This window comes from Desulfurispirillum alkaliphilum (assembly GCF_055378285.1).
The window spans coordinates 728,147-752,939 of the sequence record NZ_AP042405.1 but is presented as its reverse complement, the minus strand read 5'-3'; the positions used below and the strand labels follow the sequence as shown (position 1 = coordinate 752,939).

Here is a 24,793-nt window from a genome sequence, read left to right as displayed (position 1 = left end):
CCTACTGCACGATCTGGCAGTCGAAGCACTCGTCAAAGTCCTGGCACATGCCACAGGCGGGGGCAGTTTTGCCCAGCAGGTCGTAGAGGTACTTCTTCCAGCGGATGTTTTCCGGTTTGCGGGCGGCCAGCGCGGGGAAATGCTCCTGCATGAGGGCGTTCATCTCCTTGCGCGAGGCGAGCCCCAGATCCTCATAGAGATGGTTCATCAGCAGGGATTTGGCCGCGATCAGGGGGGCCAGTTCATGGCGGGCGTAGTCATTGCTGCCGTGTTCGGCGAGCAGCTGGCGCAGGGCCTCTTCCACTTCGCGGTAGGGGTATGGTGATGATGTGTTCACGGTATGCCTCCAGATTCTGGAATCTACGATTCGACAGCTGAAAAGGCAAGTGTTTTGCCTTGACGGGCGGGAGCAGCAGGCCGGGAATAGCAAGTGACACTGTGGGCACTTTGATTTATAGTACTCGCTGACATCGACATCTCACACTGAGGGAGCGTATTCATGAGTGAAAAGCAAAAAGCACTGGAGTTGGCCATAGCCCAGATAGAGAAAGCCCACGGAAAAGGCAGCATCATGCGCCTTGGCTCCGGGGAGATACCCGCCATTCCCGTGGTGCCCAGTGGGAATCTGGCTCTGGATATCGCCCTGGGCGTTGGTGGTTATCCACGGGGGCGTGTCATTGAGATTTACGGCCCTGAATCCAGCGGGAAAACGACCCTCAGCCTGCACGCCATCGCCGAGGCCCAGAAGATGGGAGGTACGGCGGCCTTCATCGATGCCGAGAACGCCTTTGACGCCATGTATGCCAGGAAAATCGGCATCAATACGGAAGCCCTGCTGGTCAGCCAGCCCGACTACGGCGAGTCGGCCCTGGAAATTGCCGACACCCTGGTGCGCAGTGGCGCCATTGACGTGATCGTCATTGACTCCGTGGCGGCCCTGGTGCCCAAGGCCGAACTGGAAGGGGAAATGGGCGAGGCCACCATGGGCGCCCAGGCGCGTCTGATGTCCCAGGCCCTGCGCAAACTGACCGGAGCCATCAATAAATCCCATACGGTGGTTATCTTCATCAACCAGATCCGCTCGAAGATAGGTGTCATGTTCGGAAATCCCGAGACCACCACCGGTGGCAACGCGCTGAAGTTCTACGCCTCCATGCGTCTTGATATCCGTCGCATCGCTTCCATCAAGGAGGGCACCGACGTGACGGGCAACCGCGCCCGGGTAAAAGTGGTGAAAAACAAAGTGGCGCCACCCTTCAAGGAAGCGGAGTTCGACATCACCTTTGGTGAGGGGATCAGCTCCATCGGCACCATCATCGATATGGCGACGGACTATGACATCCTGGGCAAGAGCGGCTCCTGGTACTCCTATAATGGCGAACGCATTGGCCAGGGGCGCGAAAACGTCAAGACCTATCTGAAAGAGCATCCGGAAGTGACCAAGGAACTGGAGCGCAAGGTCAAGGAGAAGGTAGGCCTGATACCGGTCCTTGAGGATGATGCACCTCAGGCAAAAGAGGAGCCGGCAGCGCCGACGGGCAAAGGTTCCCGTAAAGCAAAGGACAAGGAGTAATTCCATGAAAGTCATATTTCTGCAGAATGTTCCCGGACAGGGCCGTGCGGGCGACGTCAAGGACGTTAACCCCGGGTTTGCCCGCAACTTTCTGTTCAAGAAAAGCCTGGCCATCGAGGCCACAGACATCAACCTGGCCGAACTACAGGAGCGCAAGCGTCAGGAACAGGAGCAGGCCGCCTACGAGCTCGCCCAGGCCCAGGCTCTGGGCAAGGCGGTGCAGGAGGTTGGCGTCCTGAAGTTCACCCGTCCCTGTGGCGACAAGGGTAAACTCTTCGGTGCTGTGACTTCCGCTGACGTGGCCGATGAACTGGGCAAGCTGGGGCTGGTGGTGGACAAAAAGCAGATCAAGCTGCCCCAGGGCATCAAGGCGCTGGGCAAGCATTCTGTTCAGATGCGCCTGCACCCCGAAGTCAAGTTCGACCTGGAGATACAGGTGTTTGAAGAGTGATGGAGATCCAGCAGCGTTCCGCGATAAAAATTCCGCCCCATAATACCGAGTCCGAGCACGCTGTGCTGGGAGCCTGTATTGTGGACGACAAGGCCATGGCCAAGGTGGTGGAAGTGCTTGGCGCCGAGGACTTCTATCTGGAGGCCCATCGCCATATTTTCACCGCCCTGACCGACCTGTTCAATCATGGCCAGGCCATTGATTACATCACCCTTTCCGACCAGCTCTCCAAACGCAAGCAACTGGAGTACTGCGGCGGGCTGGAGTACCTGGTTAATCTGGCTGGACGGGTAGTGACCAGCGCCAACGTCGTTCACTACGCCCGCATTGTGAAGGAGAAGTCGGTCTGCCGCCAGCTGATTGAGGCGGGCACGGACATTGTGGAAAAGGGCTACGATGGCGAACAGGACTCCGAGTACCTGTTGGACTATGCCGAAAGCAAGGTTTACCAGATCAGCCAGGGGCGTGCCAAAAAGGGCTTTCACCATATCTATGACATCACCAAAGCCGCATATATGCGCATTGAGGAGCTGTACGAGAAGAAATCCAAGGTCACCGGAGTGACAACCGGTTACCACGACCTGGATGACAAGACCAGCGGTCTGCAGCCCTCGGACCTCATTATTATTGCCGGTCGTCCCGCCATGGGGAAGACCGCCTTTGCCCTGAGTCTGACTCAGAATGCCACCAGTATCGGCAAACACAAGGTGGCCATCTTCTCCCTGGAAATGAGCAAGGAGCAGCTGGTCATGCGTCTTCTGTGCGCCGAAGCTCAGGTGAACTCCAACCGGGTGCGCACCGGGCAGCTGGAACGCGACGACTGGCCCAGGCTGGCTCAGGCCACGGGCAGCCTCTCCAATCTGGAAATCTATATTGATGACACGCCGGGCATATCGGTGCTGGAGATCCGCGCCAAGGCGCGTCGACTGGCCAATGAGAAGGGCCTTGACATGATTATCGTGGACTACCTGCAGCTGGTGGGCGGCACCATCAAGGAGAGTCGCGAGCAGCAGATATCTGAGATATCGCGCTCTCTCAAGGGCCTGGCCAAGGAACTTAATGTGCCGGTTATCGCCCTGAGTCAGCTCAACCGCAGTGTGGAACAGCGTCAGGACAAGCGTCCCATGCCCTCAGACCTGCGCGAGTCGGGAGCCATTGAGCAGGACGCCGACATCATCATGTTCATCTACCGCGATGTGGTTTACCACTCCGACACTCCCGAACCCAATGTGGCCGAGATTATCATCGCCAAGCAGCGCAATGGTCCCACCGGCACGGTCAAACTGCTGTTCCGCGAGGAACTCACCCGCTTTGAGAACCTGGCCAAGGGTTATCAGCAGGACGGCTACTGAGCCGTCTTTTCCTTTGTATTTCAGCAGGAGCGCCAGTGCTCCGAAGGGAATGCTGGCGAGAGTGCTGCGTGAATCATTACATCGTTTTTTCTTCTCCACTTTCTGCCTTGTGAGCGTGGGATGGCAGCCGCTCCCTGGAAAGGCGTCGTTTACGCAGGCTTCTGGCTGACGTGCGTCTCCAGGTGCTCTTCTGCCCTGCGTCATCGAGATCAATCCAAGGTTCGCGGGGTGCTTCCGTGCGCAGACCTTTGCGAGCAGCAAAGCGTTCATGGTTCAGAGCGCGCAGCAATCCACCGATCATCAGGACGATGATCAGGGAGAAGGGCAGCGCGGCAGCAATGACCGTTGACTGAAGGGTTTCAAGTCCACCAGCCACCAGCAGCACCGATGTCAGCAGGGCCAGCACAGCACCCCAGAGAATGCGGTGAGCCGTGGGCGGCTCTGTGTCTCCGCCGGAAAGAATGGTGTTGATCACCAGGGTTCCCGCATTGGCAGAGGTGATGAGATAGGTGCAGATCAGGAGCACCATGGCCATGGAGGCCATGGTTGAAAAAACTCCCAGATTCATGGCCTCGATGGTGACAAACAAGGCGCTGGCGATATCCTGCTCCACTGCGGCAACGATGCCCCCGGCGCCGAACTGCTCGTGGTGCAGAGCTGTTCCTCCGAAGAGGCCGATCCACACGATGGTGATCAGTGTCGGCACCAGCAGCACGCCGGCCACAAATTCGCGGAAGGTGCGGCCCCGGGAGATGCGGGCGATGAACATGCCCACAAAGGGTGACCATGCGATCCACCAGCCCCAGAAGAAGACCGTCCACTGGGCTTGCCACTGATCTCCCCGCGTGACGTTGGTGTGGAAGGTCATGGCCAGAATGTTCTGGAGGTAGTCACCTGTGGATTCCAGGATCAGCCCGATCAGGTACTGGGTGGGCCCAAAGAGCAGGATAAAACTCACCATGGCGATGCTGAGCCAGAAATTCATCTCCGACAGTATGCGCACCCCGCGGCGAACCCCGGATACCACCGATGCCGTGGCAATGGCCATGATGATAGCGGTGATGGAAAGTTGCAGGCGCACAGAGGCGTCCAGTCCAAAGACCTGCTGTAATCCGGAGTTCATCTGCTGAACGCCCAGTCCGAGGGTGGTGGCGATACCGAAAATGGTGCCGAAAACCGCCAGCGTGTCCACGATGTCGCCCAGGGGACCGCGTACCCGTTCACCGAAGAAGGGGTAGAGGGCTGAGCGCACTGTGAGGGGCAGGTTGTGGCGAAAAGAGAAATAGGCCATGGACAGAGCAACAAAGGCAAAAATAGCCCAGCCGTTGAGCCCCCAGTGGAAATAGGTCAGGCGCATGGCGACCGTGGCGGCTTCCGGACTCATGCCGCTGCCGATAAAGGGGTTCTCCTGAAATTGCAGGATGGGTTGAGCCACAGCCCAGAAGAGAATGCCCACCCCAGTGCCGGCGGCAAAAAGCATGGCGACCCAGGAGAAAAAGGTGAACTCGGGGCGTTCATCATCGCCGCCGAGGCGGACGTTTTTGAAGCGCCCGATGCCAAGCCATACCATGAAGAAGAGCAGGAAAGCCACCAGGGCCACATAGTACCACTCCAGAAACGGGTTCAGGGCAGTGCGGATGGTGCTGATATGCCGGGCGCTCTGCTGGTTATGGAAGGTTCCCGCCCACAGGGCAAGCAGGATAATGACAATGGTGGCAATGGTGGTGCGCGGGTTCATGCCCTGCAGGAGTCCCGACCTGGCCTGTCCGTAGTACATTCTCTGGCCTCCTTGTTCTGAGATTACTGGGCGCGGCCGTTCATGGTGTTATGGCCTGCTTGCCGATGGGGCACTGGGTGTTTGGCGTCTCTTCCGGGCAGTGCTTGACGCTGCAGGGGTCGATATGAATGACAATATCGGCGTCCGTAAACTGCTCCTTCAGGCTGGCCTCCACGGCATCGGCGATGTCGTGGGCCTGTTTGATGGTGTAATTTTTACAGACGGTGATGTGCATATCCATAATTTTTGTGGAGCCGCTTTTGCGGGTGCGCAGGTCGTGGAGGTCGACAATCTCCCGGTTGGCCAGCACAATTTCCGTAATCTGCTGTCGCTGAGTTTCAGGCAGGGCGCTCTCGGCCAGTTCGTTCAGCACTTTTCTCAGCAGTGGCAGGGCTTCCTTGATGATGTACAGGGCAATGAGGATGGAGATCAGTGGGTCCAGCCAGGGCCATGGCACAAAGAACATGACCGTAAGGGCCACCATGACACCGCCGTTGGTCCAGACATCGGTGGAGTAGTGCAGGGAATCGGTCTGCAGGGCCAGCGAATCGGTGGTTCGGGCAGTCCTGCGCAGGTAGCGGCTTAACACCAGGGAGACGAGGGCGCTGAGGGCCATAATGGCGATGCCCAGCTGCAATCCCTCCGTGGCAATGGTGTCGCCGCTGACAATACGTCGAAAGCCTTCGTAGGCCAGAAAGATACCGATGCCGAGGATGACGGTTCCCTGGAAGAGGGCGGCCATGGTTTCGAACTTGCCGTGACCGAAGGGGTGTTCCGGGTCGGCAGGTTGGGCGGCCATGCGGATTCCGACAAAATTGGCAGCGCTCATGACGATATCCATGACGGAGTCGATGGCCATGGCGATAATGGCCAGGGAGTTGATGGCTATGCCCACCGTAAGCTTGGTTATGGCCAGAATGATGGCGACACTGACGCTGAAGAAGGAAGCGCGCTTTTTCAGGCGCAGGTGGTGGCCGGCATGCTCATCGCGGTTGTTCATAGCTTATGCAGCAGTTCCTGGGGAATATCCCGCAGGAACATGCTTTCTCCGCAGAAGGTGGTTTTGCCGAACATGGTTCGGCTTTGGGCGCGGGTGAGAAAGAGCTTTTCCTGGCAGCGAGTAACGGCCACGTACATCAGGCGGCGCTCTTCTTCCTGGGCAAACTGATTCCCCATGCTCATGGGCGAAGGAAAGAGGGTGTTTTCCAGCCCGCTGAGGAAGACAACGGGAAACTCAAGGCCCTTGGCGGAGTGAATAGTCAGCAGGCTGACGCCCTCCTGGGTGTTCTGGCGGGTTTCAATGCCCAGATTGATCTCCTCAAGGAAGTGGCTCAGGGTGATCTGCTCCGCAGGGCGCTCCTTTTCGAAGGCGGTGGCGGCGCTGATCAGTTCGCCGATGTTCTCCAGGCGCGACTGGGCCTGGTGCTCATCTTCGCGATTGCGGATATCCTTGTCGATTCCCGCCTTGCGCACGATTTCCTCGATCATGTCGCTGATGAGGTAATCCTGACCGCCCCGGAAGGAGGCAAGAAACTCCAGGAAGTTCTCGATGCTCTGGCGGGCTTTGCCACGCAGGTCAGCGGCCATGAGGGCGGCAGCTTCCAGCACGGGGCGACCGCTGTCCACGGCCAGGCTGACGATTTTCTCCACTGACGCGGCACCAATACCCCGCAGGGGGTAGTTGACGACGCGTTCAAAGGCCTGGATATCCCTGGGGTTGGCGATCAGGCTGACATAGGCAAGTACGTCCTGAATTTCTTTACGCTTCCAGAACTCGAAGGAGCCCACCACGCGGTAGGGGATTCCCCGGCGCAGCAGCAGGGCTTCAAAGAGGCGGCTCTGGGCGTTGGTGCGGTAGAGCACGGCAATGTCACTGGGGGCGAACCCGTCGCTGAGAAGCTGCTGGATTTCACCGACGATGAAGCTGGCTTCGTCGTCGGCGCTGGGCAGCACCTTGAGACCGATTTTCTCGCCGGGTCCCAGGTCAGAGAAGAGCTGCTTGGGGTGACGGCGCGGGTTACGACTGATGATACTGTTGGCGCAGTCGAGAATACTCTGGGGAGACCGGTAATTCTGCTCCAGCTTGAAGATGGCGGTATTGGGATAGTGCTGTTCGAAGTTGAGGATATTCTCAATGGTGGCACCACGAAAGCGATAGATGGACTGATCGTCATCGCCCACGGCAAAAAGATTGCGGTGCTGTCCGGCCAGCAGGTGCAGGATTTCAAACTGAACCTGGTTGGTGTCCTGGTACTCATCCACGTGGATGTAGCGAAACTTCTGCTGGTACTTCTGCAGGACATCGGAAGAGTGGTACAGGATCTCCTTGAGGTTCAGCAGCAGATCATCGAAATCCATGGCGTTGAAGCTGAGCATCAGCTTCTGATATTCGCGGAAGACCGGGGCGACCACAGTGGTGTCGAGGGTCGAAGCGCTCTCCAGGTCGTCAGGGCGATAACCGCTGTTTTTAAGGGAGCTTATGATGCCAAGAGCCTTTTTGGCCGGCATGGTCTGCGCGCTGATGTTGAGGCGCTTGAGAACCTTGGTGACCACCTTGAGGCCGTCGGCAGGATCGTAGATGACAAAATCGCTTTCGTACCCGATATGGTGACACTCAATACGCAGGATGCGCAGGGCGATGCTGTGGAAGGTTCCGATCCAGATGTCGCTGGCCACGGGGCCCAGCCGGGAGCGAATCCGCTGGCGCATTTCTCCAGCGGCCTTGTTGGTGAAGGTGACCGCCAGGATATTCCAGGGTGCGACTCCCTGCTGAAGGAGATTCATGATTCTGGCGGTGAGGACACGGGTCTTGCCGCTGCCAGCTCCGGCCAGGATCAGGGCAGGCCCGTCCATATGGGCCACGGCTGCGCCCTGCTGGGTATTGAGTTGGGAAAAAATGGCTTGGGAAATGTCCTGGGTATGGGGCACCAGTTCGTCCTTTTGCAGGCTGCTGAAAAACCCTCGCCGGTAGCCGTGTCCGTGGCGCGCACGTGAGCATTTTTCAGCAGCGTGTCGATTATGGGGTTTGCAGCAAGCTGAGGGTGTGCCAATACGTGCCGGGTTTACTTTTTCTTGCTGGTGGGGAAGGTGAAGTTGCCGGGAAGCTGGAGGTGCTGCGAACTCTGGGCGGCGGCGCGGTTTTCTTCCTGGATAGCGTCGTAAACTTCCTTGCGGTAAACCTTGACATTACGCGGGGCTTCAATGCCGATCTTCACCACGCCGTTCATGGCATCCACAACGGTGATGAAGATATCGTCCCCGATCATGATGGTTTCGTTTTTTTTACGGGAGAGTACCAGCATGACTATTCCCCGAATACCGGGTATTTGATGGGGTACTGCGGATCATTCAGCACCACCTGCTTGGCGATGTTGTTGCGGGTATTGAGCACAAGGGGCGCCTGGAGGTTGGCAGTCATCTTCTTGGGATCCTGGGGTACGACCACGATGGTGTAGACTTGGGCAGACTCTTCCGATTCCAGCTGCAGATCCTCCACGTCGGAGCGACTCAGGCGCACGGCGTAGTCGGGCTTGAAGAGTACCGGGTCGAGCACCACAAAGGCCAGAGTAGTGTCATCCAGTGACTGGAGCCACTTGAACGGGGTGTCATCGGAGTGATCCCGCAACACATACTGCTTGAGATCGGGGAAACCCAGCAGGGGTTCGGTCATGCGGATGATGTCTTCTTCGGCGACGGTTATTTCGCCAAAGCGGCTGGTAGTAATTTTCATTGAGACTCCTGTATTGTTCCCTGGCTCCTCGGCAGGGCGATGTTGTGTCAGAACGAACCTTCCGTGATGATTTTCCAATGGCCATTTTCTTTGACCAGATAGACGAATTTGAAGGAGTCGCTGTTAAAGTTACTGGAGCGGTAGACCTGATTGAAGGTGGCCAGGGCGACTTCCTTGCCGTTTTCCAGTTCGGGATACAGGAAGAGGGAGATGTCTTCCATTTCGATTTCTATAAAGGTTTTCCGGCGGTTAATGCGGGCCTTGTCGCTGCTCCAGGTATTGCGGTTGAATCGACCGGCGGAGAAATTTTCGGCGTAGTGGGACATGTAGGCATCGTGATCCAGAGAGGCCCAGTCATCGCGCCAGCGGTGCAGCGTCTGCAGCAGATCTTCGCGCTTGGCAGCCACTTCCTCCTGGGTCAGGAAGATGAAGTCTTCGGCCAGGATGACAGGAGTTTCCCGCAGCACTATATGTCGCGAAACCCCGAAGATACCTTCATTGCTGAAGACTACGCAGCCTTCACTGTTATAGGGGATCTGACCGTTATCGTTTTCATTGATGCCGTGCAGCCAGATGCCGCTGCCGGTTCGCCCCAGGTGTTTATCCAGGTGATTGGGGTAATTTACGGGGAAGGCATAAGCGCCGTAGCGCTGGGGCATCTGGTTGGTGGTCATCTTGCTGACGGGAAAATAAATTCCGGTGGGCGTTTTCTCATCGCCGCGTCGCTGTTTCTCCCCGGGAATGCGCCCGGTGCTGGAGTGGTAGGCTTCCAGCACCGTAAAACCTTCGCCCTGCCGCTGGATGATGTAGGTCACCTGCTGGTTCTTGGAGGTCCAGATGAAAATCTGGCCGTCAGCCACCTGCAGCACATGGCCTGGCAGCGAGTGTTCGGAGAACACGGGAGGATCAATGATCGGAGTGTCGTCGATGAAGTTGATGTCATTACTGTTGGCCTGAAAAGAAGTGAGCAGTTCATAGGCCAGATCCTTGCGCGTCCCGGGCAGGGTCTGATGGGTAGAGAGGATGATCTGCAGTCCCTTTTCAAAGGAGATGTAGCCCAGCAGCTTGCGGGCTTCTTTGGTCTCGCAGTCCCGCAGCAGGGTTTCTGCCAGTTCATGCTGGCCGTTTTTCCAGTAAGCGAAGGCCAGGTTATACTTGGCGTTATGGGGATTGGTGCCTTCGGGGATGATTTCCAGGCTGCGAGCGAGGTTGCGAATGGCGCTGGTATAATTTTCCAGTCGAAGATCCACAAGGCCCGCCAGATAGAAGTACTTGAAGCTCTCTTCACGCTGGACAGCGCCGTGTATGAATTCCCGGGCCGAGGTATAGTTGCTTTCGCCGAACTGTGCGAGGGCCTGCTGATAGAGATAGCCGGGGGAGTTAACCTGGGCTCCTGCGTATACCGCAGAGAAAAGAAAGAGCAGCAGGCTGCCGGAGAGGCTGCTCAGGCATCGGTTGCGTATTCGAGTCATAAAAAGTCAAACTCCCATACAAACGTTTCCAGGTTGCTGCTTTCGCGCAGGGCAGCATACCAGGTATCAGGCGCGAAATAGAGGTTTTCGCTCCAAACGCGGATGTTACCAGAGCCTGTGACATTAGGCAACGATTTCAGGCTCACGGCATCCTGCAGTTGTGGTACTATCAAAAATATGGGTATAATATCCAAAAGCCCTTAAACTGCAATTGAATTATTTCTGTGGTTGACAAGAAACATCACTTTCGAAAATATCTGCCTTTTATTCTGTTTCGCGGACTCCAGCATGCTGCAATTTCTCTTTGCCAAAAAAAAACGCATATATTTTTCCCTGATCAGCCTCTTCCTTCTTGTGCTCATTGCGTTGCAGCTTTCCGGAAAGCTGCACCCGGCCAACCCGATCAATGTCATCCTCATGCCGGTCACGGGTCCGGTGCAGAGTTTTTTTGTGAAGAACTACTATAACCTGCAGGATTTCAGAGCCAGGTATATTGATTTGCGGGAAGTGGAGGAGCGCAATCGACAGCTTTCCCGTGAGCTTGATGATGCCCGCATCGCGTTGCTGGGATTCCACGAAGTGCAGCGTGAGCTTATGGAGCTGCGACGCCACCTGGAATACACTCGTCAGAACCGCCATGAGTATCTGTATGCCCGCGTCATCGGGCGCAATCCTTCGTCGTGGCTGCGCACCATTACTCTGGACGTGGGCGTGGAGAAGGGTATTAAAGTCAATATGCCGGTGGTGACCCCTGAGGGTATTGTGGGCCGGGTGGTGCATGTCTCCCTGGGGTACTCCCAGGTGCTCAGCGTACTGGATCCGAAGTTTGCGGTCAGCAGCGTCACCAGCGCGGATCGTGAGCCTCTGGTGGCCGTGGGGGGCTATGGCAGCGAAATGAATATCCGTTATCTGGATGCTGGTGGAAAGGCGCGGGAAGGGGATATTGTCTTTACCAGTGGTGTGGATCAGGTCTTTCCCGCTGGTCTTCCGGTTGGGCGTATTACGGGAATTGCGGCTGATACCGACTTGTTCTTCAAGGGAACCATTGCCCCCTTTGTTGACATCAATCGACTGGAAGAGGTGCTGGTGCTGAAAGTGGAAGCGGGCGAATTTGACGCTCACAAGGAAGAGGCGAAGGTGGTCCCGTGAAGTTTTTCGCCTATCTGCTGCTTTTCTTTTTCTTTATAGCTGTGCAGTCCTCCTTTCCTTTTGGAATGTACACGCCGGATCTGCCCTTTCTGTTCTTTTTCTGCATGGTGACACTCATGGATGAGCTGGAAGGCTTATCCATCGCCATGCTGTTCGGGTTTATCATGGATGCGGTAACGGGCATTCTCTTCGGCTACCATATTCTGCTCTACTCCTTTACCGCATATCTGATGACTTCATTACGGAATCGTCAGCTTTTGTGCCAAAAGTATGAATTGTCTATTATTCTGATGGTCATCAGTGTCCTGGCGGGAATGTCACAAATTTACCTCATAGGCGCCTTGGCCGCTCCCCTGGGCCAGGCGGATACGCTGACCATGCACAGCATTCTGCTGCGCGTTTTCCTGGATGCCCTCCTGAGCGTCATTGCCTTTGGGTTGCTCTATCAGCCATTGATTCTGCTGAATCACTGGTTTCTCTCCCTCTATGAGCGGCGAAATTCCCGACGTCGCCGGCGCTGGACTCCCCATGGTGACGATCAATGGTAGTGGTTCACGAAGAGCGTAATTACCAGCCTTTTTTTCAGGGGCGTCTGCTGGTGCTGCTGAGCCTGATCATTCTTGGTTTTGTCGTTGTTGGCCTGCGCCTGTGGTATATTCAGGTACTGCAGCATGAATCGCTCTCCAGTCGCGCCGAGAGCAACCGTATCCGCACCTATGAAACCAAGGCCCACCGCGGCAAGATATTCGATCGCAACAACATTCTGCTGGTGGAGAATGTCCCCAGTTATAATCTTGTGGTTATCAAGGAGAATGTGGATGACCTGGAGAAACTGGTGGAGTTTCTCATTGACCGTTTTCATATTGACGAACGGGATTTCCGCGATCGCTACCGGGCCATCAACCGCTTTCGTCCTTTGACAGTGAAGCGTGATATCAGCTTTGAAGAGGTATGCTATGTGGAGGCGCGCCATTACGAGTATCCTGGTTTGCGGGTGGAGACTGTTCCCAAGCGCCACTACATCAAGGGAAAGATGGCGGCCAATGTTTTTGGCTACCTGGGTGAGATCAACGAAAGCGAGTTGCGCCGCTCGGAGTTCAGTGATTATTCTGTGGGAGACCTGATTGGAAAATCTGGCGTGGAAGTAGCCTACGAGCGTTTTCTGCGGGGAACCTCTGGTCGAGTGACCTATGAAGTCGATGCGGTGAATCGCCCCATACGCACCATTGATGAAGTGACCCCAGTTTCCGGGACGGATATTCGCCTGGCCCTGGACTACCGGCTCCAAAAACACATGGACGCCCTCTTTAAGCATTACGCCGGTGCAGCGGTTGTCATGGACGTGCGCACCGGCCATATTCTGGCCATGGGCAGCTACCCATCCTTCGATCCCAACCTCTTTGCCACGGGCATCAGCCGGGCTGACTGGCAGAGCCTGATCTCCAATAAGCACCACCCCCTGGAGAACAAGGCCACCCGCAGTATTTTTCCTCCCGGGAGCTACTTCAAGATGATAACGGCTCTGGCGGGCCTGGAGATGGGGGTAATTGATGAAAGCACCCGCACCAACTATCCGGGGTTCTACGAGTATGGCAACCGCCGCTATCGCGACTGGAATCGAGCGGGCCATGGCGTGACTGATGTTTACAAGTCCCTGGAAGAGAGTGTGGATTCGTTTTACTACCATTACGGGCTGGAGATCGGCATCGACAACATGGCCAAGTATGGCAGCATGTTTGGTCTTGGCAGGCGTACCGGCATTGATATCCCTGGCGAAAAGCCGGGGATTCTCCCCACTCGTGCCTGGAAACTGGAAAACCGTGGTGAAGTATGGTATCCCGGAGATACCATTCCCGCCAGTATCGGTCAGGGATATGTGACACTGACGCCCCTGCAGCTGGCCGTTATGACCGCAGCCATTGCCAACGGTGGCTATGTACTGACGCCCCGCCTTGTTTCCCATGTCGGCGAGGAGGAGCAGCTGATTGTACCCGGCCAGCAGGCAGATATCTCACCCCGCAACCTTTCCATTATCCAGGAGGGCATGCGGCGGGTTATCTATGGCGAACGAGGCACAGGGCGCCATCTGCGTCACCCACGCGTTACCATGGCCGGCAAAAGTGCAACTGCCCAGGTTATCGGCCTGGCCCCCGATGAGGAGTACGATGAGCAGAATATCTACGTGGGACACCGGGATCACGCCTGGTTCGGTGGCTATGCTCCCCTCGACAACCCCAAAATAGCGGTGCTGGTCTTTGTGCAGAACGGAGGATCAGGAGCCCGCACCGCCGGTCCGCTTTTCCGTGACCTGGTGGTCTACGCCCTTGAGGAGTTGAAAATTCCCTGAACGCCTGATTGAACAAGTGAGTAAAGGAGTGAGCCATGAAGGTAGCTGTAACCGGTGGTACAGGATTTGTTGGTTCCCATGTTGTATCTGCGCTCCTGGAGCAAGGATACCAGGTCCGCTTGCTGGCCCGAAAGCCCCAGAGCCTGCGTCCGGGCATGGAAAGTGTGCTGGGGAGCATGGAAAAATACGACAGCCTGCTGGAGCTTGTGGAGGGCTGCGATGCTGTTGTTCACCTGGTGGGAATTATTCGTGAATTTCCGCCAGCCATAACCTATGAAGCCCTCCACACCCAGGCAACCCTGAGCATGTTGAAAGCCGCCAGGGAGAAGGGAGTCAATCGTTTTATTCACATGTCTGCCCTGGGCAGCGCCCCCGATTCCCGCAGCGCTTACCATCGTACGAAATTTGTTGCGGAAAAAGCCGTCCAGGAGAGTGGCCTGGACTACACCATATTCAAGCCCAGTGTGATTTTTGGGCCACGGGATGAGTTTATCAATCTCCTGCTTTCTTTTCTCAAGTTGCCAGCAATTCCGGTGATTGGAGACGGGAAATACCAGCTGCAGCCGGTGGCAGTGGATAATATCGCCCAGGCCTTTGCCCGCTGTATTGAAAGCCCGGCAGCCCGGGGCAAAACCTACGAGGTGGGCGGGCCACGGCGCTATACCTATGACGAGCTGCTGGATGCCCTGGCGGCTCTGCGCGGCAAGGGCAAGCCCCTGAAAGTCCATCAGCCTGTTTCCCTGGTGGACTTCTCGGCCAGGCTCTTTGGTCGCTTTCCCTTCTTCCCCATCAGCAGTGATCAGCTGCATATGCTCCTGAAGGGCTCCATTACCAGTGAGACAGCGGTATTTGACGATCTCAATATAACTCCCTGCAGCCTGGAGGAGAAGTTTGCCCTGTATTACGGGCAGTAGGCAAGCAGAGATATCAAGGAGAATATTTTGGAAACTTTTTCCTATCCCGCCATTTTTGAACAGTTTCCCAAGAAGCGCATTCTGGTGGCTGGAGATCTGATGATTGACGAATACCTGTGGGGACAGACGGAACGAATCTCCCCCGAGGCCCCCGTGCCCGTGGTGGACATCGGCCGCGAAGACACCCGTCTGGGAGGTGCCGGAAACGTCCTGCATAACCTCCGGGCCCTGGGCGCGGCAGTGGATATACTGGGCGTCGTTGGAACCGATGCCCATGGTGTCGAGCTCTGCCAGATGCTGCAGACGCTCGGTGTCGGGCAGCAGGGCATCCTGCGCGAACCGGATCGCCGCACCTCCCGGAAAACCCGTATTATGGCTTCGCACCAGCAGATGATGCGCATTGACCGCGAAAGCCGTCAGCCCATAAGTGCCGACAGCGAGCGCCAGGCCGTGGACTTTCTGCAGCGACAGCAACAGGCGTGGGACGCCATTGTCATCAGTGATTACGGCAAGGGCCTGCTGACGACACATCTGGTGCAGGCCATCATCAGCATGGCAAGGCAGCAGGGCATCCCCGTACTGGTTGACCCCAAGGGCGATGACTACCGTCTCTATCGTGGAGCCACCACCATTACCCCCAACCGTCGCGAGGCATCCATCGCGTCGGGAATCCGCATTGCCGACCATGACAGCCTGCTGGCGGCAGGTCGTAAACTGCTGACGGAGCTGAACCTGGATGTAATGACCATCACTCGCAGCGAAGAGGGCATGAGCCTTTTCTTCCCGCAAGACCGCGTTGAACATATTCCCACCATGGCCCTGGACGTCTTCGACGTTACCGGAGCCGGTGACACGGTGATCTCCGTCATGGCCCTGTGCTGTGCCTGCGGACTGGACTTTGTGGAATGCGGCCGCATTGCCAACGCGGCCGCAGGTGTGGTTGTGGGCAAGGTGGGGACCAGCACCGCCAGTGCCGAAGAGATCCTGCAGCGCCTGCAGCCCCAGCGTTCCCTGGCGTCGCGCAAGATCAAAAGCCTGCCGGAGCTGCTTCCGCAGGTGGAGCAGCTGCGCCGTCAGGGTAAGAAGATCCTCTTCACCAACGGCTGCTTCGACCTGCTGCACCATGGCCATATCACCTACCTGCAGGATGCCCGCAAGCAGGGTGATGTCCTGATCCTCGGCCTGAACTCCGACGCTTCCATCAGGCGGCTCAAAGGCCCTTCCCGTCCCATCATCGGACAGCATGAACGGGCTGTTGTGCTGGCAGCGCTGGAGGCCATCGATTATGTGGTTGTTTTTGACGAAGACACCCCCCTGGAGCTTATTGCAGCCATTCAGCCACAGGGGCTGATCAAGGGGGGGGACTACCGTCCCGAGCAGGTTGTCGGTCGCGAAATCGTGGAGGCTGGTGGCGGTGAGGTTATTATTATCCCCTTTGTGGAAGGTTCATCCACCACCGGGATCATTGAACGCATCCTGGCGAATCAGAAGGAGAGAGAACAGCTATGAAACAGCATCTGCAAGGAAAAACTGTCTGTATCACCGGTGCCAGTGACGGCATAGGCGCCGCCTGCGCCAGGGAATTCGCTGCCCACGGAGCCCGTTTGCTGCTGTGCTCGCGCACCCTGGGCAATGTGCAGCGACTGGCCGATGAACTGACGAGCCAGTACGGCATCTCCACCCACGCCTTTGCCCTGGATGTGCGCCAGCGCCAGCAGGTCAGTGATGCGCTGGAGAAGCTGCCCCCGCAGTGGCACGCTATCGACATCCTCATCAATAACGCCGGCCTGGCGCTGGGGCTTGAAGCCTTCCAGGAGGGCGACCTCGACGACTGGGATCAGATGATTGACACCAATGTCAAAGGGCTGCTCTATGTGACCCGCAAAATCGTTCCCGGCATGATAGAGCGGGGCAGTGGCCACATCATCAATATCGGCTCCCTGGCAGGGCGCTACGCCTATCCCGGGGCAGCGGTGTACTGCGCCACCAAGGCTGCCGTACGCACCCTGACCGATGGTCTGCGCATGGATCTGGTTGACACGCCATTGCGGGTAACGGACCTGCAGCCGGGCATGACGGAGACCAATTTCAGCAAAGTGCGCTTTCACGGCGATGAAGAGCGGGCCGGACAGGTCTACCGGGATATCGACCCCCTGCAGGCATCGGACGTGGCGGAAACCGCCCTGTTTATCGCCACCCGGCCACCCCATGTCCAGATTCAGGAAGTGCTGATTACGTGTACCAGCCAGGCTGCTTCTCTGGTGGTGCACCGTCCGGGCAGGTCCGGCTGAACAGTTCACTGGCATCGCATGTTTTTTAGTGTTAGAATGTTACAAAATATCAGGAGTCAAGCCCTATGCGCATAGTGCCCATTGATAAGCTGGAGCCAGGTATGGTGATGGGGGAGCAAATTGAAGTCGCGGGCCAGATCATGCTGGCACGCGGTGTCGAACTGACTCCGACCTACATCAGTAAACTCCAGCAGATGGATATGGGCGAACTGGTGATCGATGACGAAGCCAGCAAAGACATTGAGTTGCAGACCACCGTCAACGCGGAAATTCACCGCAAGGGCACCCACCTCGTCAAGGAAGCGTTCGAAGAGACCCAGAGTGTTCTGCAGAGCATTCAGCAGGAAAGTGACAGCTCCGTGGAGGAGGTACTCCAGAACAGCAAGTTCACCGGATACCTGAAGACGGCGACCGCCTTCAGCCGAGTCATGGAGTACACCGAGGTTCTGCTCAACGATATCCTCATGTCCGACTCCGGCATCTCGCTCAACAGCATCAAGCAGTACGACAGTCATATGTTTCAGCACTCTGTTGACGTTTCCGCCATGGCCATTGCCATCGGCAAGCACCTGCAGCTTCCCGAGCGTCACCTGGAAGACCTTGCCCTGGGCTGCCTGCTGCACGATATCGGCAAGATTGCCATTCCCCGGAAAATCCTCGACAAGTCGCCATCACAGATGACCAAAGATGAGCGGGCCATCGTGAAAATTCACACCATGCTGGGGCGGCGCATACTCCTGAATAACTCCCGGCTTTCTCAGCGGGTGCGCGCCATCACTGTAGTGACTCAGCACCATGAATATCATGATGGCAGCGGCTTTCCCCACCGGTTAAAAGGGTCGGAAGTCGCCTGGTCCCTGAAGAATAACAAGCATACCACCGGCATCTCCCATCTGGCGGAAATCGCCAATATCGCCAATACGTTTGACAATCTCACCAGCGGCGTCGGTACCCGGAAAAAACCCCTCAGCTATCTGGACGCCTCGTACCTGATGGTCAATCGCATGTTCAACCGCTTTCACCCCGTGTATCTCAATGCGTTTCTGCGTATCCTCAACGTCTTTGCCGCCGGCTCCAATGTGCAGCTCTACGAAGGCAAATATAAGGGCTATGTGGGTACCGTGGTGCGCGCGGAAGCCAATAATCGGCTCAGCCCGGTAGTGAGACTCTTTTTTGATGACCGCCAGCAGCGCCTGCCTCGCCCCATTGACGTGGACCTCTCACGGGAGACTGGCATGAGCCTTCAGCGCAAATCCCTCAAAGAGCTCAATGAGATTAAGATAGAGCTGCTGTAGCGACTTCAGCGGATGTGGCGGGGGATGCGTACCAGGAAACAGGCTCCCTCTGGGCCGTTTTCGGCTCGAATTGTTCCGCCTGACTTCTCCTCAATGATTGTCCTGGCCAGCGAGAGCCCGATGCCCGTGCCCTTATCAGGTTTTGTGCTGAAAAACGGCTCAAAAATCCTGTCTGGCAGAAGTTCCACCGGGATGCCTCCACCATTGTCTCGAATACTGATGGTCAGCATCGATTCATCAGGTTCCACCTTGATGGCAATGTGCCCATCGTGCCTTTGCTGCTCCTGGAAGATATCCAGTGCATTATTGATGATATTGAGGACTACCTGCTTGAACTCACTGGGGTACCCCCTGGAATAGAGGAGGGGTTCACTGGCAGAAATCTCCAGAGTGGCCTTGGCTTTGAGCAACTGGCCTTGAAGAAGGTCGCGAACGGTGGCGATAGCATCGCTGACATGAAAGATCTCCTGCTCCCGTGATGGCAGGTAGAAGTCACGAAAATCGTTCATGGTTTGGCTCATGAAGCGAATTTGTTGCATGACTTGCTCCACATGGGAGTTCAGATTCTCCCGTGTCAGTGTCCCCTGATCAAGCAGCAGGGGAAGGGTCTGTGTCATCAGGGCAATGGCATTGACCGGCTGCTGCCATTGATGGGCGATGGCACCCACCATCGCTCCGACTTCAGCCAGCTTGGCCTGCTGGATCAGTATGGCTTGCTGATACTCCGTCTGCTTCTGGAGCGTTTTCAGTTCGCTTACATCCGCCGCCGTAGTGATTTTGTACGCATGGCCACCTGGCGTGACAAGCCTTCCCGCAGTGGCATAAATATCAATATCTCGGCCGCTGCGGTGTCGCACCGTCCAGTGCTGGGCGATTTCGTCCACTCGCCCACTGAGAAAGTCGTCATGGAGCTTTTCCAGACGCTCGTGGTCACCTGGGGGCACCACCAGCGTAAAAGGCTTCCCGAGCAGCTCCGCCTCCGTGTAGCCGTAAAGATCGCAGTATGCCCTGTTGACCTTGACATAACGGTAGCTGCTGTCGGTGATGCAAATGCCCAGCTGGGCAGATTCAAAAACACCCTGCAGAATCTGAAGCGTTGTCAGCTCGCTTTGCTGGTCAATTGGTTGAAGAAAATCATTGTGTGGCATGGTATTCCCGCATCCCCTGCATGGCAGAAACTGTTATGATGTGGCCTGGTTGACGAGGAGTAACCGTCCTGAAAGACAGTGGAAGCCCGTGGTCAAATAAAAAGTCAAAACGATGTGTAGAAAAGGCCTCCGGAAAATCCGGAGGCCTTATTTGCATGGTGCGCAGAAAATGGCGGAGAGCGAGGGATTCGAACCCTCGATACCGCTATTAGCAGTATACTCGCTTAGCAGGCGAGCGCCTTCGACCTACTCGGCCAGCTCTCCGTTGAAATGGCTTGTTCAAGCCGGTTGACAACTTACTGCATCGTTCCTGAAAAGGCAAGCAAAAATCCCCGGCCGGAGGCCGGGGATTTTTATCTGGTGGGTGATGGGCAGAGGGATCAGAGAATCTTCTGAGAGCCTTTGCCGAATTCGGGATAGGCTTCCAGGCCGCACTCGTGCATATCCAGACCTTCCACTTCCACTTCTTCGTCGACACGGATGCCCATGGTGACTTTGAGGATCATCCAGACGATGAAGGAGGCGATGAAGACAAAGCCACCGATGAGAATGATGCCCTTGAGCTGGTCGATCAGGGTTACTTCGGCGTTGAAGATGGCCACGGCCAGGGTTCCCCAGATGCCGCAGACAAGGTGTACGGAGAGGGCGCCCACGGGGTCGTCGATGCGTACTTTATCGAAGGCGGGTACGGCGATGACGACGAGGATGGCGGAGACTGTACCAATGATGATGGCTGCCCATGGAGCCACGTCGGGGCCGGCGGTGATGCCTACCAGTCCACCCAGGGCGCCGTTGAGAACCATGGTGGTGTCAACTTTCTGGTAGATAATTCGTGTCAGAATGGCGGCTACGATAGCGCCGGTGGCGGCAGCGGTGTTGGTGGATGCCACGACCAGGCCGATCTCGTCAGCCAGCTCAGCGCTGTGCATGGCCAGGGCGGAGCCGCCGTTGAAGCCAAACCAGCCAAACCACAGCAGGAAGGTTCCCAGGGTTGCCAGGGGGATGTTGGAGCCGGGGATGGCGCGAATCTTGCCGCCTTCGTACTTCCCTTTGCGTGCGCCGAGCAGCAGGACACCAGCCAGAGCGGCCCAGCCGCCAACGGAGTGAACGATGGTGGAGCCAGCGTAGTCAGAGAAACCTTCCAGGAACTCCAGGGACTCGCCCCAGGTCCAGTGGCCCTGAATGGGGTAGATGATAGCGGTCAAAATAAGTACAAAGATCAGGAAGGGCCAGAGTTTGATGCGCTCGGCCACGGTTCCGGAGATGACCGATGCTGCGGTAGCTACGAAAACCATTTGGAAAAAGAAGTCGGCGTAGACGGAGTGGCTGTCATATTCAATGCCACTGAGGAAGGCGCCGCTGCCCATAAAGGCATTGCCGTCGCCATACATGATGTTGTAGCCCACAATGTAGTAAGCCACGGATGCGATGGAAAAAATGAGAACGTTCTTGGTCATGATGGTGGCCGTATTTTTGGAGCGGGTCAGCCCCGATTCCAGCATGGCAAAACCACATGCCATGATCATGACCAGGATGCCTGCAAAGACCATCAAAAATGAATCCAGTATGAAAGGGAGTTCAAGCACAATACCTTCCACGACTTCACCTCCACGTAAAGTAATAAAATTGCGATATGCCACTGTCAGAGCAACTGGCGTGCCAAAAGATAAAGTATTGCTTTATTGAGATTTGTCGTGTAGATTGACAATGACAAAAATAACAAAAAAACCATGAGTGACAAAAATGACAAGCGAATGGCTCTTTCTGAGGTCGGCGGTGGATATTATCCATTCCGGCCGCAATATCAAGATGGGAATCAATACGACCCTGCAGATGATGTCGGAATACTTTGACTTCCGCTTTCCCTCCCTGTTTCTGAAGGACATGGTCACCGGTCAGTATGGGCTGGAGATCAGCCCTGAGATCCCCTCCAGGGAAAAGTCCCGTATTTCCGAACGCATGAACCAGTGGCGTTATCACCGCAGCATCAATTCCGCCTCGGTGGTTATTCTGGGTGAGGAGGAGGATGGTTTTGACGATAACCCCTTCGCGCCGTACCTGGGGGAGGCGCCCCTGCGCTTCTTTGTGATGGTGGCCATCGAGGAGCCATCCAAGACCCTGCCCCTCTCATTTTTTACCTTCTTCTGCCGCGATATGTACGCGTTGAACCGGCGCATTGATGTGTTGCGCACGGTGGGGCGGGTGCTCTATTTCTCTCTGAATTCCTACGGCTATCGCCTCAATGTCAGCGATGAGCCTCACCGGCGTCCCATTCCGGCGGTGCTGGATGGAGTTATCGGGAAATCCACAGCCATGCGCGAAGTGGCTGATCTGGTGCAGAAGGTGGCTGCCAGCCGTGCCAGTGTGCTGATTACCGGAGAATCGGGGACGGGGAAAGAGTTGATTGCCCAGGCTATCCATAAACTTTCTATCCGTTCCAACAGTCCTTTTGTAGCGGTAAACTGCGCGGCTCTTTCCCACACGGTACTGGAGAGCGAGCTTTTCGGACATGAAAAAGGGGCGTTCACCGGTGCCATGAACCGGCGCATCGGGCGCTTTGAAAAGGCAGATGGCGGAACGCTCTTTCTGGATGAAATTGGCGAGGTTTCTGCCGAGTTCCAGAGCAAACTGCTGCGTGTCTTGCAGGAGGGGGAGTTTGAGCGGGTTGGTGGCAACGAGACCATCAAGGTGGACGTGCGCATCATCTGCGCCACCAATCAGGATCTTCACCGCGCTGTACTGGAAAAGCGCTTTCGCGAAGATCTCTACTACCGGGTCAATGTGGTAAATATCACCATGCCGCCGCTGCGGGAGCGCGCGGGCGATGTGGCGCTGCTGGCCCAGCATTTTCTGGAGAAAATCAACGAGGATAATAATACGGATATCAGTATTCATTCACATGATATTGGCCTGCTGGACTCCTACCCGTGGAAGGGCAATGTGCGGGAACTGCAGAACGCGGTCTTTCGAGCCTTCCTGGAGCAGAAGCAGGGGTATGCCAATTTCCGCTTCCTTCAGTACAGCGGGCGCAGTGAGGAGTCACTTCCCAGCAGCAGTTCCCGAGTCGCTCCATTGGCGCCTGCCATTGTGGAAAGCCGCCGGGAGTATGAGCGACGCAAGATCGAGGAGGCCTTGCAGGCCACCAAGGGAGTGCAGACGGAAGCAGCCCATATTCTGGGAATCAGCCCGAGGCAGCTGCGCTATCGCATCAGCAAGTATGGCATTCCGGTGCGGAAGTTCTGACAGGCCGTGGAAAACCTTCACCATGGGGCGTAACTTTGTTCCGTAATCATTTGGCCTGAGTGTGCTTACGGGTGCCTGAGGTGGGGGAGCTGCTCCAGCACAAAATCCAGTACCGCTGATGGCGTATCCAGATCCAGCAGGGGCAGCTGGCTGGCTTCCAGGCGGGTGTGATCTTCCGCGGGGGCCGCTATGGCGATGATGTGCTGGATATGCCCGTAGAGGGGGGCTTTGCCATTGGCACTGCGGAAAATCTCGACTTTCGGGTGGGGGCTGCTCTTGTGTCCTTCAATGATGATGAGGTCTTCGTCGGTGAAGTATGCCAGCAGCGCCTCCAGTGGCGCTGGCTGCGCTGTGCGCTTCTGGATGGCCACCAGCTGGTCACTGGAAATGAGGGTGGTGGTTGCTCCGGCTTCCCGAAAGCGCCAGGAGTCCTTGCCGGGCTTGTCGATGTCAAAGCGGTGGGCGTCGTGCTTGATGACGCCCACTTTCAGTCCGCGATGGCTGAGCTGCTGCACCAGTTTTTCGATCAGTGTGGTTTTGCCTGAGCCCGAGGTGCCGGTAAAGCCAATGACGGGGATATTACTGGCGCTCAAATACACCGGATTTTCCGCCTGCTTTATAGAGAAGCCTGATGTTGGTGATTTCCATGGCCCGGTCGACGGCCTTGCACATGTCGTAGATGGTCGAGGCGGCTATGGATGCGGCCACGACGGCTTCCACTTCAATGCCGGTCTTGTAGGTGGTGCGCAGTTCGGTGGTAATGATCACGCGCTCATCCTGAACCTCAAAGTCCACGCTGACTCCCTCAATGGGGATGGGGTGGCACATGGGGATCAGGTCTGAAGTGCGCTTGGCGGCCATGATTCCGGCAACCCGGGCGACGCCGAGTACATCCCCCTTCTTGTGAGTGCCCTGGCGGATCATCTCGATGGTTTGCGGTTGGGCGATGACGGTGGCGGTGGCGCGGGCGACGCGCACGGTATCCTCCTTGCGGGAAACGTCCACCATGATGGCGTTGCCCTGCTGGTCGAAGTGTGTCAGTTCCATAAATCCTCCTCCGGAAGCGCGGTTATCCTCCGATACGCGTCATATTGCGTGATCCTCGGTACATATCGTCAATTTCTGTCACCTTGCCGCCTGCCACTTGCAGGAAGTATGCCCTGAGCTCGGCATCACTGCAGTTCTGCTGGCGTAGCATGGGCAGGAAGTCGTGTTCCTGCTTGGAGAAGAGGCAGGTTTTTATTTTGCCGTCGGCGGTAATGCGCAGGCGGTTGCAGGTGTGGCAGAAGTGCTCGGTCATAGGGGAGATAAAGCCGAAGGTGCCCCGGCCGCCGACAATGCGGAACATGCGGGCGGTGGAGTAGCGTTCCTGATCAAGGGGCTCGATGGAAAAGCGATTTTTCACCTGGGAGAGCATTTCCGCCACGCTGACCAGCTGGTCGGTATTGTAGCGATCACGGATTCCCACCGGCATGTACTCGATAAAGCGTACGCTGATGTCTTCATGTTCCGTGAGGGCGACAAAGTCGGCAATTTCGTCGTCGTTGATACCGCGTATGGCCACGGCGTTGATCTTGATGGGCACCAGTCCATTCTCCTGGGCGGCCTGGATGCCCTTCCATACCTGTTCGAAGCTATCCACTCCCGTGATGCTGGCAAAGCGTTCCGGATGCAGGGAGTCCAGACTGATATTGACCCGCTTCAGACCACATTCCCGCAGCAGCCCGGCAAACCGGGGCAGGAGCACGCCGTTGGTGGTCATGGCGATATCTGAAAAGCCGATGGCGCTGATTTGACGAATAAGCTTGCCGATACCTCGGCGGGCCAGGGGCTCACCGCCGGTGATGCGTACCTTGCTGACGCCCAGGCCATGGAGCAGATTCAGAACGCGAATAATCTCCTCCGGTGTCAGGAGCTGGTCTTTGGTGGCGTGGCAGATGCCGTCCTCCGGGACGCAGTAGAAACACTTGAGGTTGCAGCGATCCGTGACGCTGATGCGTACGTAGGTAATGGGGTTGCCTTGGGAGTCCAGGAGCTGTTGTGTCATGGCA

24 protein-coding genes and 1 tRNA gene are annotated in these 24,793 nt (G+C 56.6%); 11 read left to right on the top strand and 14 right to left on the bottom strand.

The features are described 5' to 3' along the window. Position 1 precedes the first annotated feature (1 nt). Positions 2 to 337, bottom strand: a complete 336-nt coding sequence (locus ACZ46I_RS03610) for a nitrogen fixation protein NifQ (protein ID WP_464281446.1) — start codon at positions 335 to 337, stop codon at positions 2 to 4. Between the two features lie 162 nt (positions 338 to 499). On the opposite strand from ACZ46I_RS03610, the gene recA reads away from it, so the two are divergent. From recA to dnaB, 3 genes are read left to right on the top strand one after another with little or no spacing between them, the layout of a single operon-like run. Continuing rightward, on the top strand, positions 500 to 1,573 hold the full coding sequence (gene recA / locus ACZ46I_RS03605) for a recombinase RecA (protein WP_013504724.1): 1,074 nt from the start codon (positions 500 to 502) through the stop codon (positions 1,571 to 1,573). A 4-nt stretch (positions 1,574 to 1,577) separates the two neighbouring features. Beyond that, positions 1,578 to 2,024: a 50S ribosomal protein L9 gene (gene rplI / locus ACZ46I_RS03600; RefSeq protein ID WP_013504725.1), complete on the top strand. Its 447-nt coding sequence runs from the start codon at positions 1,578 to 1,580 to the stop codon at positions 2,022 to 2,024. Continuing rightward, positions 2,024 to 3,376 (top strand): replicative DNA helicase, encoded by a 1,353-nt coding sequence (gene dnaB / locus ACZ46I_RS03595; RefSeq protein WP_013504726.1) that lies wholly within the window; start codon positions 2,024 to 2,026, stop codon positions 3,374 to 3,376. The genes rplI and dnaB overlap by 1 nt, the downstream gene beginning before the upstream one ends. A 76-nt stretch (positions 3,377 to 3,452) precedes the next feature. Here the strand turns inward: dnaB and ACZ46I_RS03590 are convergent, their stop codons facing one another. The 7 genes from ACZ46I_RS03590 to ACZ46I_RS03560 all read right to left on the bottom strand — a co-directional run bounded on the left by ACZ46I_RS03590 (position 3,453) and on the right by ACZ46I_RS03560 (position 10,501). Further along, positions 3,453 to 5,153, bottom strand: a complete 1,701-nt coding sequence (locus ACZ46I_RS03590; protein ID WP_464281445.1) for a BCCT family transporter — start codon at positions 5,151 to 5,153, stop codon at positions 3,453 to 3,455. Between the two features lie 40 nt (positions 5,154 to 5,193). Continuing rightward, positions 5,194 to 6,153, bottom strand: a complete 960-nt coding sequence (locus ACZ46I_RS03585) for a cation diffusion facilitator family transporter (protein ID WP_464281444.1) — start codon at positions 6,151 to 6,153, stop codon at positions 5,194 to 5,196. After that, positions 6,150 to 8,081 (bottom strand): ATP-dependent helicase, encoded by a 1,932-nt coding sequence (locus ACZ46I_RS03580; RefSeq protein WP_464281443.1) that lies wholly within the window; start codon positions 8,079 to 8,081, stop codon positions 6,150 to 6,152. Before ACZ46I_RS03580 ends, ACZ46I_RS03585 begins: the two co-directional genes overlap by 4 nt. A 134-nt stretch (positions 8,082 to 8,215) precedes the next feature. Beyond that, entirely contained in the window at positions 8,216 to 8,455 is a 240-nt protein-coding gene (csrA, locus tag ACZ46I_RS03575) for a carbon storage regulator CsrA (protein ID WP_226508345.1), read from the bottom strand. A 2-nt stretch (positions 8,456 to 8,457) separates the two neighbouring features. Then, positions 8,458 to 8,883, bottom strand: a complete 426-nt coding sequence (gene fliW, locus ACZ46I_RS03570; RefSeq protein WP_013504731.1) for a flagellar assembly protein FliW — start codon at positions 8,881 to 8,883, stop codon at positions 8,458 to 8,460. 47 nt (positions 8,884 to 8,930) lie between these two features. Next, on the bottom strand, positions 8,931 to 10,355 hold the full coding sequence (locus ACZ46I_RS03565; protein ID WP_464281442.1) for a L,D-transpeptidase Cds6 family protein: 1,425 nt from the start codon (positions 10,353 to 10,355) through the stop codon (positions 8,931 to 8,933). Continuing rightward, the gene (locus ACZ46I_RS03560; protein WP_464281441.1) at positions 10,352 to 10,501 is read right to left on the bottom strand and encodes a hypothetical protein; all 150 of its coding nucleotides are present in this window, start codon (positions 10,499 to 10,501) and stop codon (positions 10,352 to 10,354) included. Before ACZ46I_RS03560 ends, ACZ46I_RS03565 begins: the two co-directional genes overlap by 4 nt. A 142-nt stretch (positions 10,502 to 10,643) precedes the next feature. Here ACZ46I_RS03560 and mreC point away from each other — a divergent pair, with 142 nt between their 5' ends. The 7 genes from mreC (at position 10,644) to ACZ46I_RS03525 (ending at position 18,351) form a co-directional block, all read left to right on the top strand. Beyond that, positions 10,644 to 11,504 (top strand): rod shape-determining protein MreC, encoded by an 861-nt coding sequence (gene mreC, locus ACZ46I_RS03555; RefSeq protein WP_013504733.1) that lies wholly within the window; start codon positions 10,644 to 10,646, stop codon positions 11,502 to 11,504. Beyond that, positions 11,501 to 12,052, top strand: coding sequence for a rod shape-determining protein MreD (mreD, locus tag ACZ46I_RS03550; RefSeq protein WP_464281440.1), 552 nt, complete (start codon positions 11,501 to 11,503; stop codon positions 12,050 to 12,052). Before mreC ends, mreD begins: the two co-directional genes overlap by 4 nt. Beyond that, complete coding sequence (gene mrdA, locus ACZ46I_RS03545; RefSeq protein WP_464281439.1) at positions 12,046 to 13,851, top strand: penicillin-binding protein 2; 1,806 nt, start codon at positions 12,046 to 12,048, stop codon at positions 13,849 to 13,851. Before mreD ends, mrdA begins: the two co-directional genes overlap by 7 nt. Before the next feature lie 35 nt (positions 13,852 to 13,886). Continuing rightward, positions 13,887 to 14,765, top strand: coding sequence for a complex I NDUFA9 subunit family protein (locus ACZ46I_RS03540; RefSeq protein WP_464281438.1), 879 nt, complete (start codon positions 13,887 to 13,889; stop codon positions 14,763 to 14,765). A gap of 27 nt (positions 14,766 to 14,792) precedes the next feature. Then, on the top strand, positions 14,793 to 16,274 hold the full coding sequence (gene hldE / locus ACZ46I_RS03535; protein ID WP_464281437.1) for a bifunctional D-glycero-beta-D-manno-heptose-7-phosphate kinase/D-glycero-beta-D-manno-heptose 1-phosphate adenylyltransferase HldE: 1,482 nt from the start codon (positions 14,793 to 14,795) through the stop codon (positions 16,272 to 16,274). Further along, entirely contained in the window at positions 16,271 to 17,056 is a 786-nt protein-coding gene (locus ACZ46I_RS03530; protein ID WP_464281436.1) for an SDR family NAD(P)-dependent oxidoreductase, read from the top strand. Before hldE ends, ACZ46I_RS03530 begins: the two co-directional genes overlap by 4 nt. Positions 17,057 to 17,121: 65 nt before the next feature. Next, the gene (locus tag ACZ46I_RS03525) at positions 17,122 to 18,351 is read left to right on the top strand and encodes an HD-GYP domain-containing protein (RefSeq protein WP_013504739.1); all 1,230 of its coding nucleotides are present in this window, start codon (positions 17,122 to 17,124) and stop codon (positions 18,349 to 18,351) included. A 5-nt stretch (positions 18,352 to 18,356) separates the two neighbouring features. Here ACZ46I_RS03525 and ACZ46I_RS03520 read toward each other — a convergent pair whose 3' ends face one another. From ACZ46I_RS03520 to amt, 3 genes are all read right to left on the bottom strand, one after another. Then, a complete protein-coding gene (locus ACZ46I_RS03520) occupies positions 18,357 to 19,499 on the bottom strand; it encodes a PAS domain-containing sensor histidine kinase (RefSeq protein WP_013504740.1) in 1,143 nt (380 codons plus the stop codon). A 170-nt stretch (positions 19,500 to 19,669) separates the two neighbouring features. After that, positions 19,670 to 19,763, bottom strand: a tRNA-Ser gene (locus tag ACZ46I_RS03515). Between the two features lie 116 nt (positions 19,764 to 19,879). Further along, complete coding sequence (amt, locus tag ACZ46I_RS03510) at positions 19,880 to 21,097, bottom strand: ammonium transporter (protein ID WP_013504741.1); 1,218 nt, start codon at positions 21,095 to 21,097, stop codon at positions 19,880 to 19,882. A 145-nt stretch (positions 21,098 to 21,242) separates the two neighbouring features. Here amt and ACZ46I_RS03505 point away from each other — a divergent pair, with 145 nt between their 5' ends. Beyond that, on the top strand, positions 21,243 to 22,742 hold the full coding sequence (locus ACZ46I_RS03505) for a sigma-54 interaction domain-containing protein (protein ID WP_226508351.1): 1,500 nt from the start codon (positions 21,243 to 21,245) through the stop codon (positions 22,740 to 22,742). Positions 22,743 to 22,807: 65 nt separating this feature from the next. On the opposite strand, the gene mobB is transcribed toward ACZ46I_RS03505, so the two are convergent. From mobB to moaA, 3 genes are read right to left on the bottom strand one after another with little or no spacing between them, the layout of a single operon-like run. Beyond that, positions 22,808 to 23,335, bottom strand: a complete 528-nt coding sequence (gene mobB, locus ACZ46I_RS03500) for a molybdopterin-guanine dinucleotide biosynthesis protein B (protein WP_464281435.1) — start codon at positions 23,333 to 23,335, stop codon at positions 22,808 to 22,810. After that, positions 23,322 to 23,789, bottom strand: a complete 468-nt coding sequence (gene moaC / locus ACZ46I_RS03495; RefSeq protein ID WP_013504744.1) for a cyclic pyranopterin monophosphate synthase MoaC — start codon at positions 23,787 to 23,789, stop codon at positions 23,322 to 23,324. The genes mobB and moaC overlap by 14 nt, the downstream gene beginning before the upstream one ends. A 22-nt stretch (positions 23,790 to 23,811) precedes the next feature. Continuing rightward, positions 23,812 to 24,789, bottom strand: a complete 978-nt coding sequence (moaA, locus tag ACZ46I_RS03490; protein ID WP_013504745.1) for a GTP 3',8-cyclase MoaA — start codon at positions 24,787 to 24,789, stop codon at positions 23,812 to 23,814. Between the last annotated feature and the right edge of the window lie 4 nt (positions 24,790 to 24,793).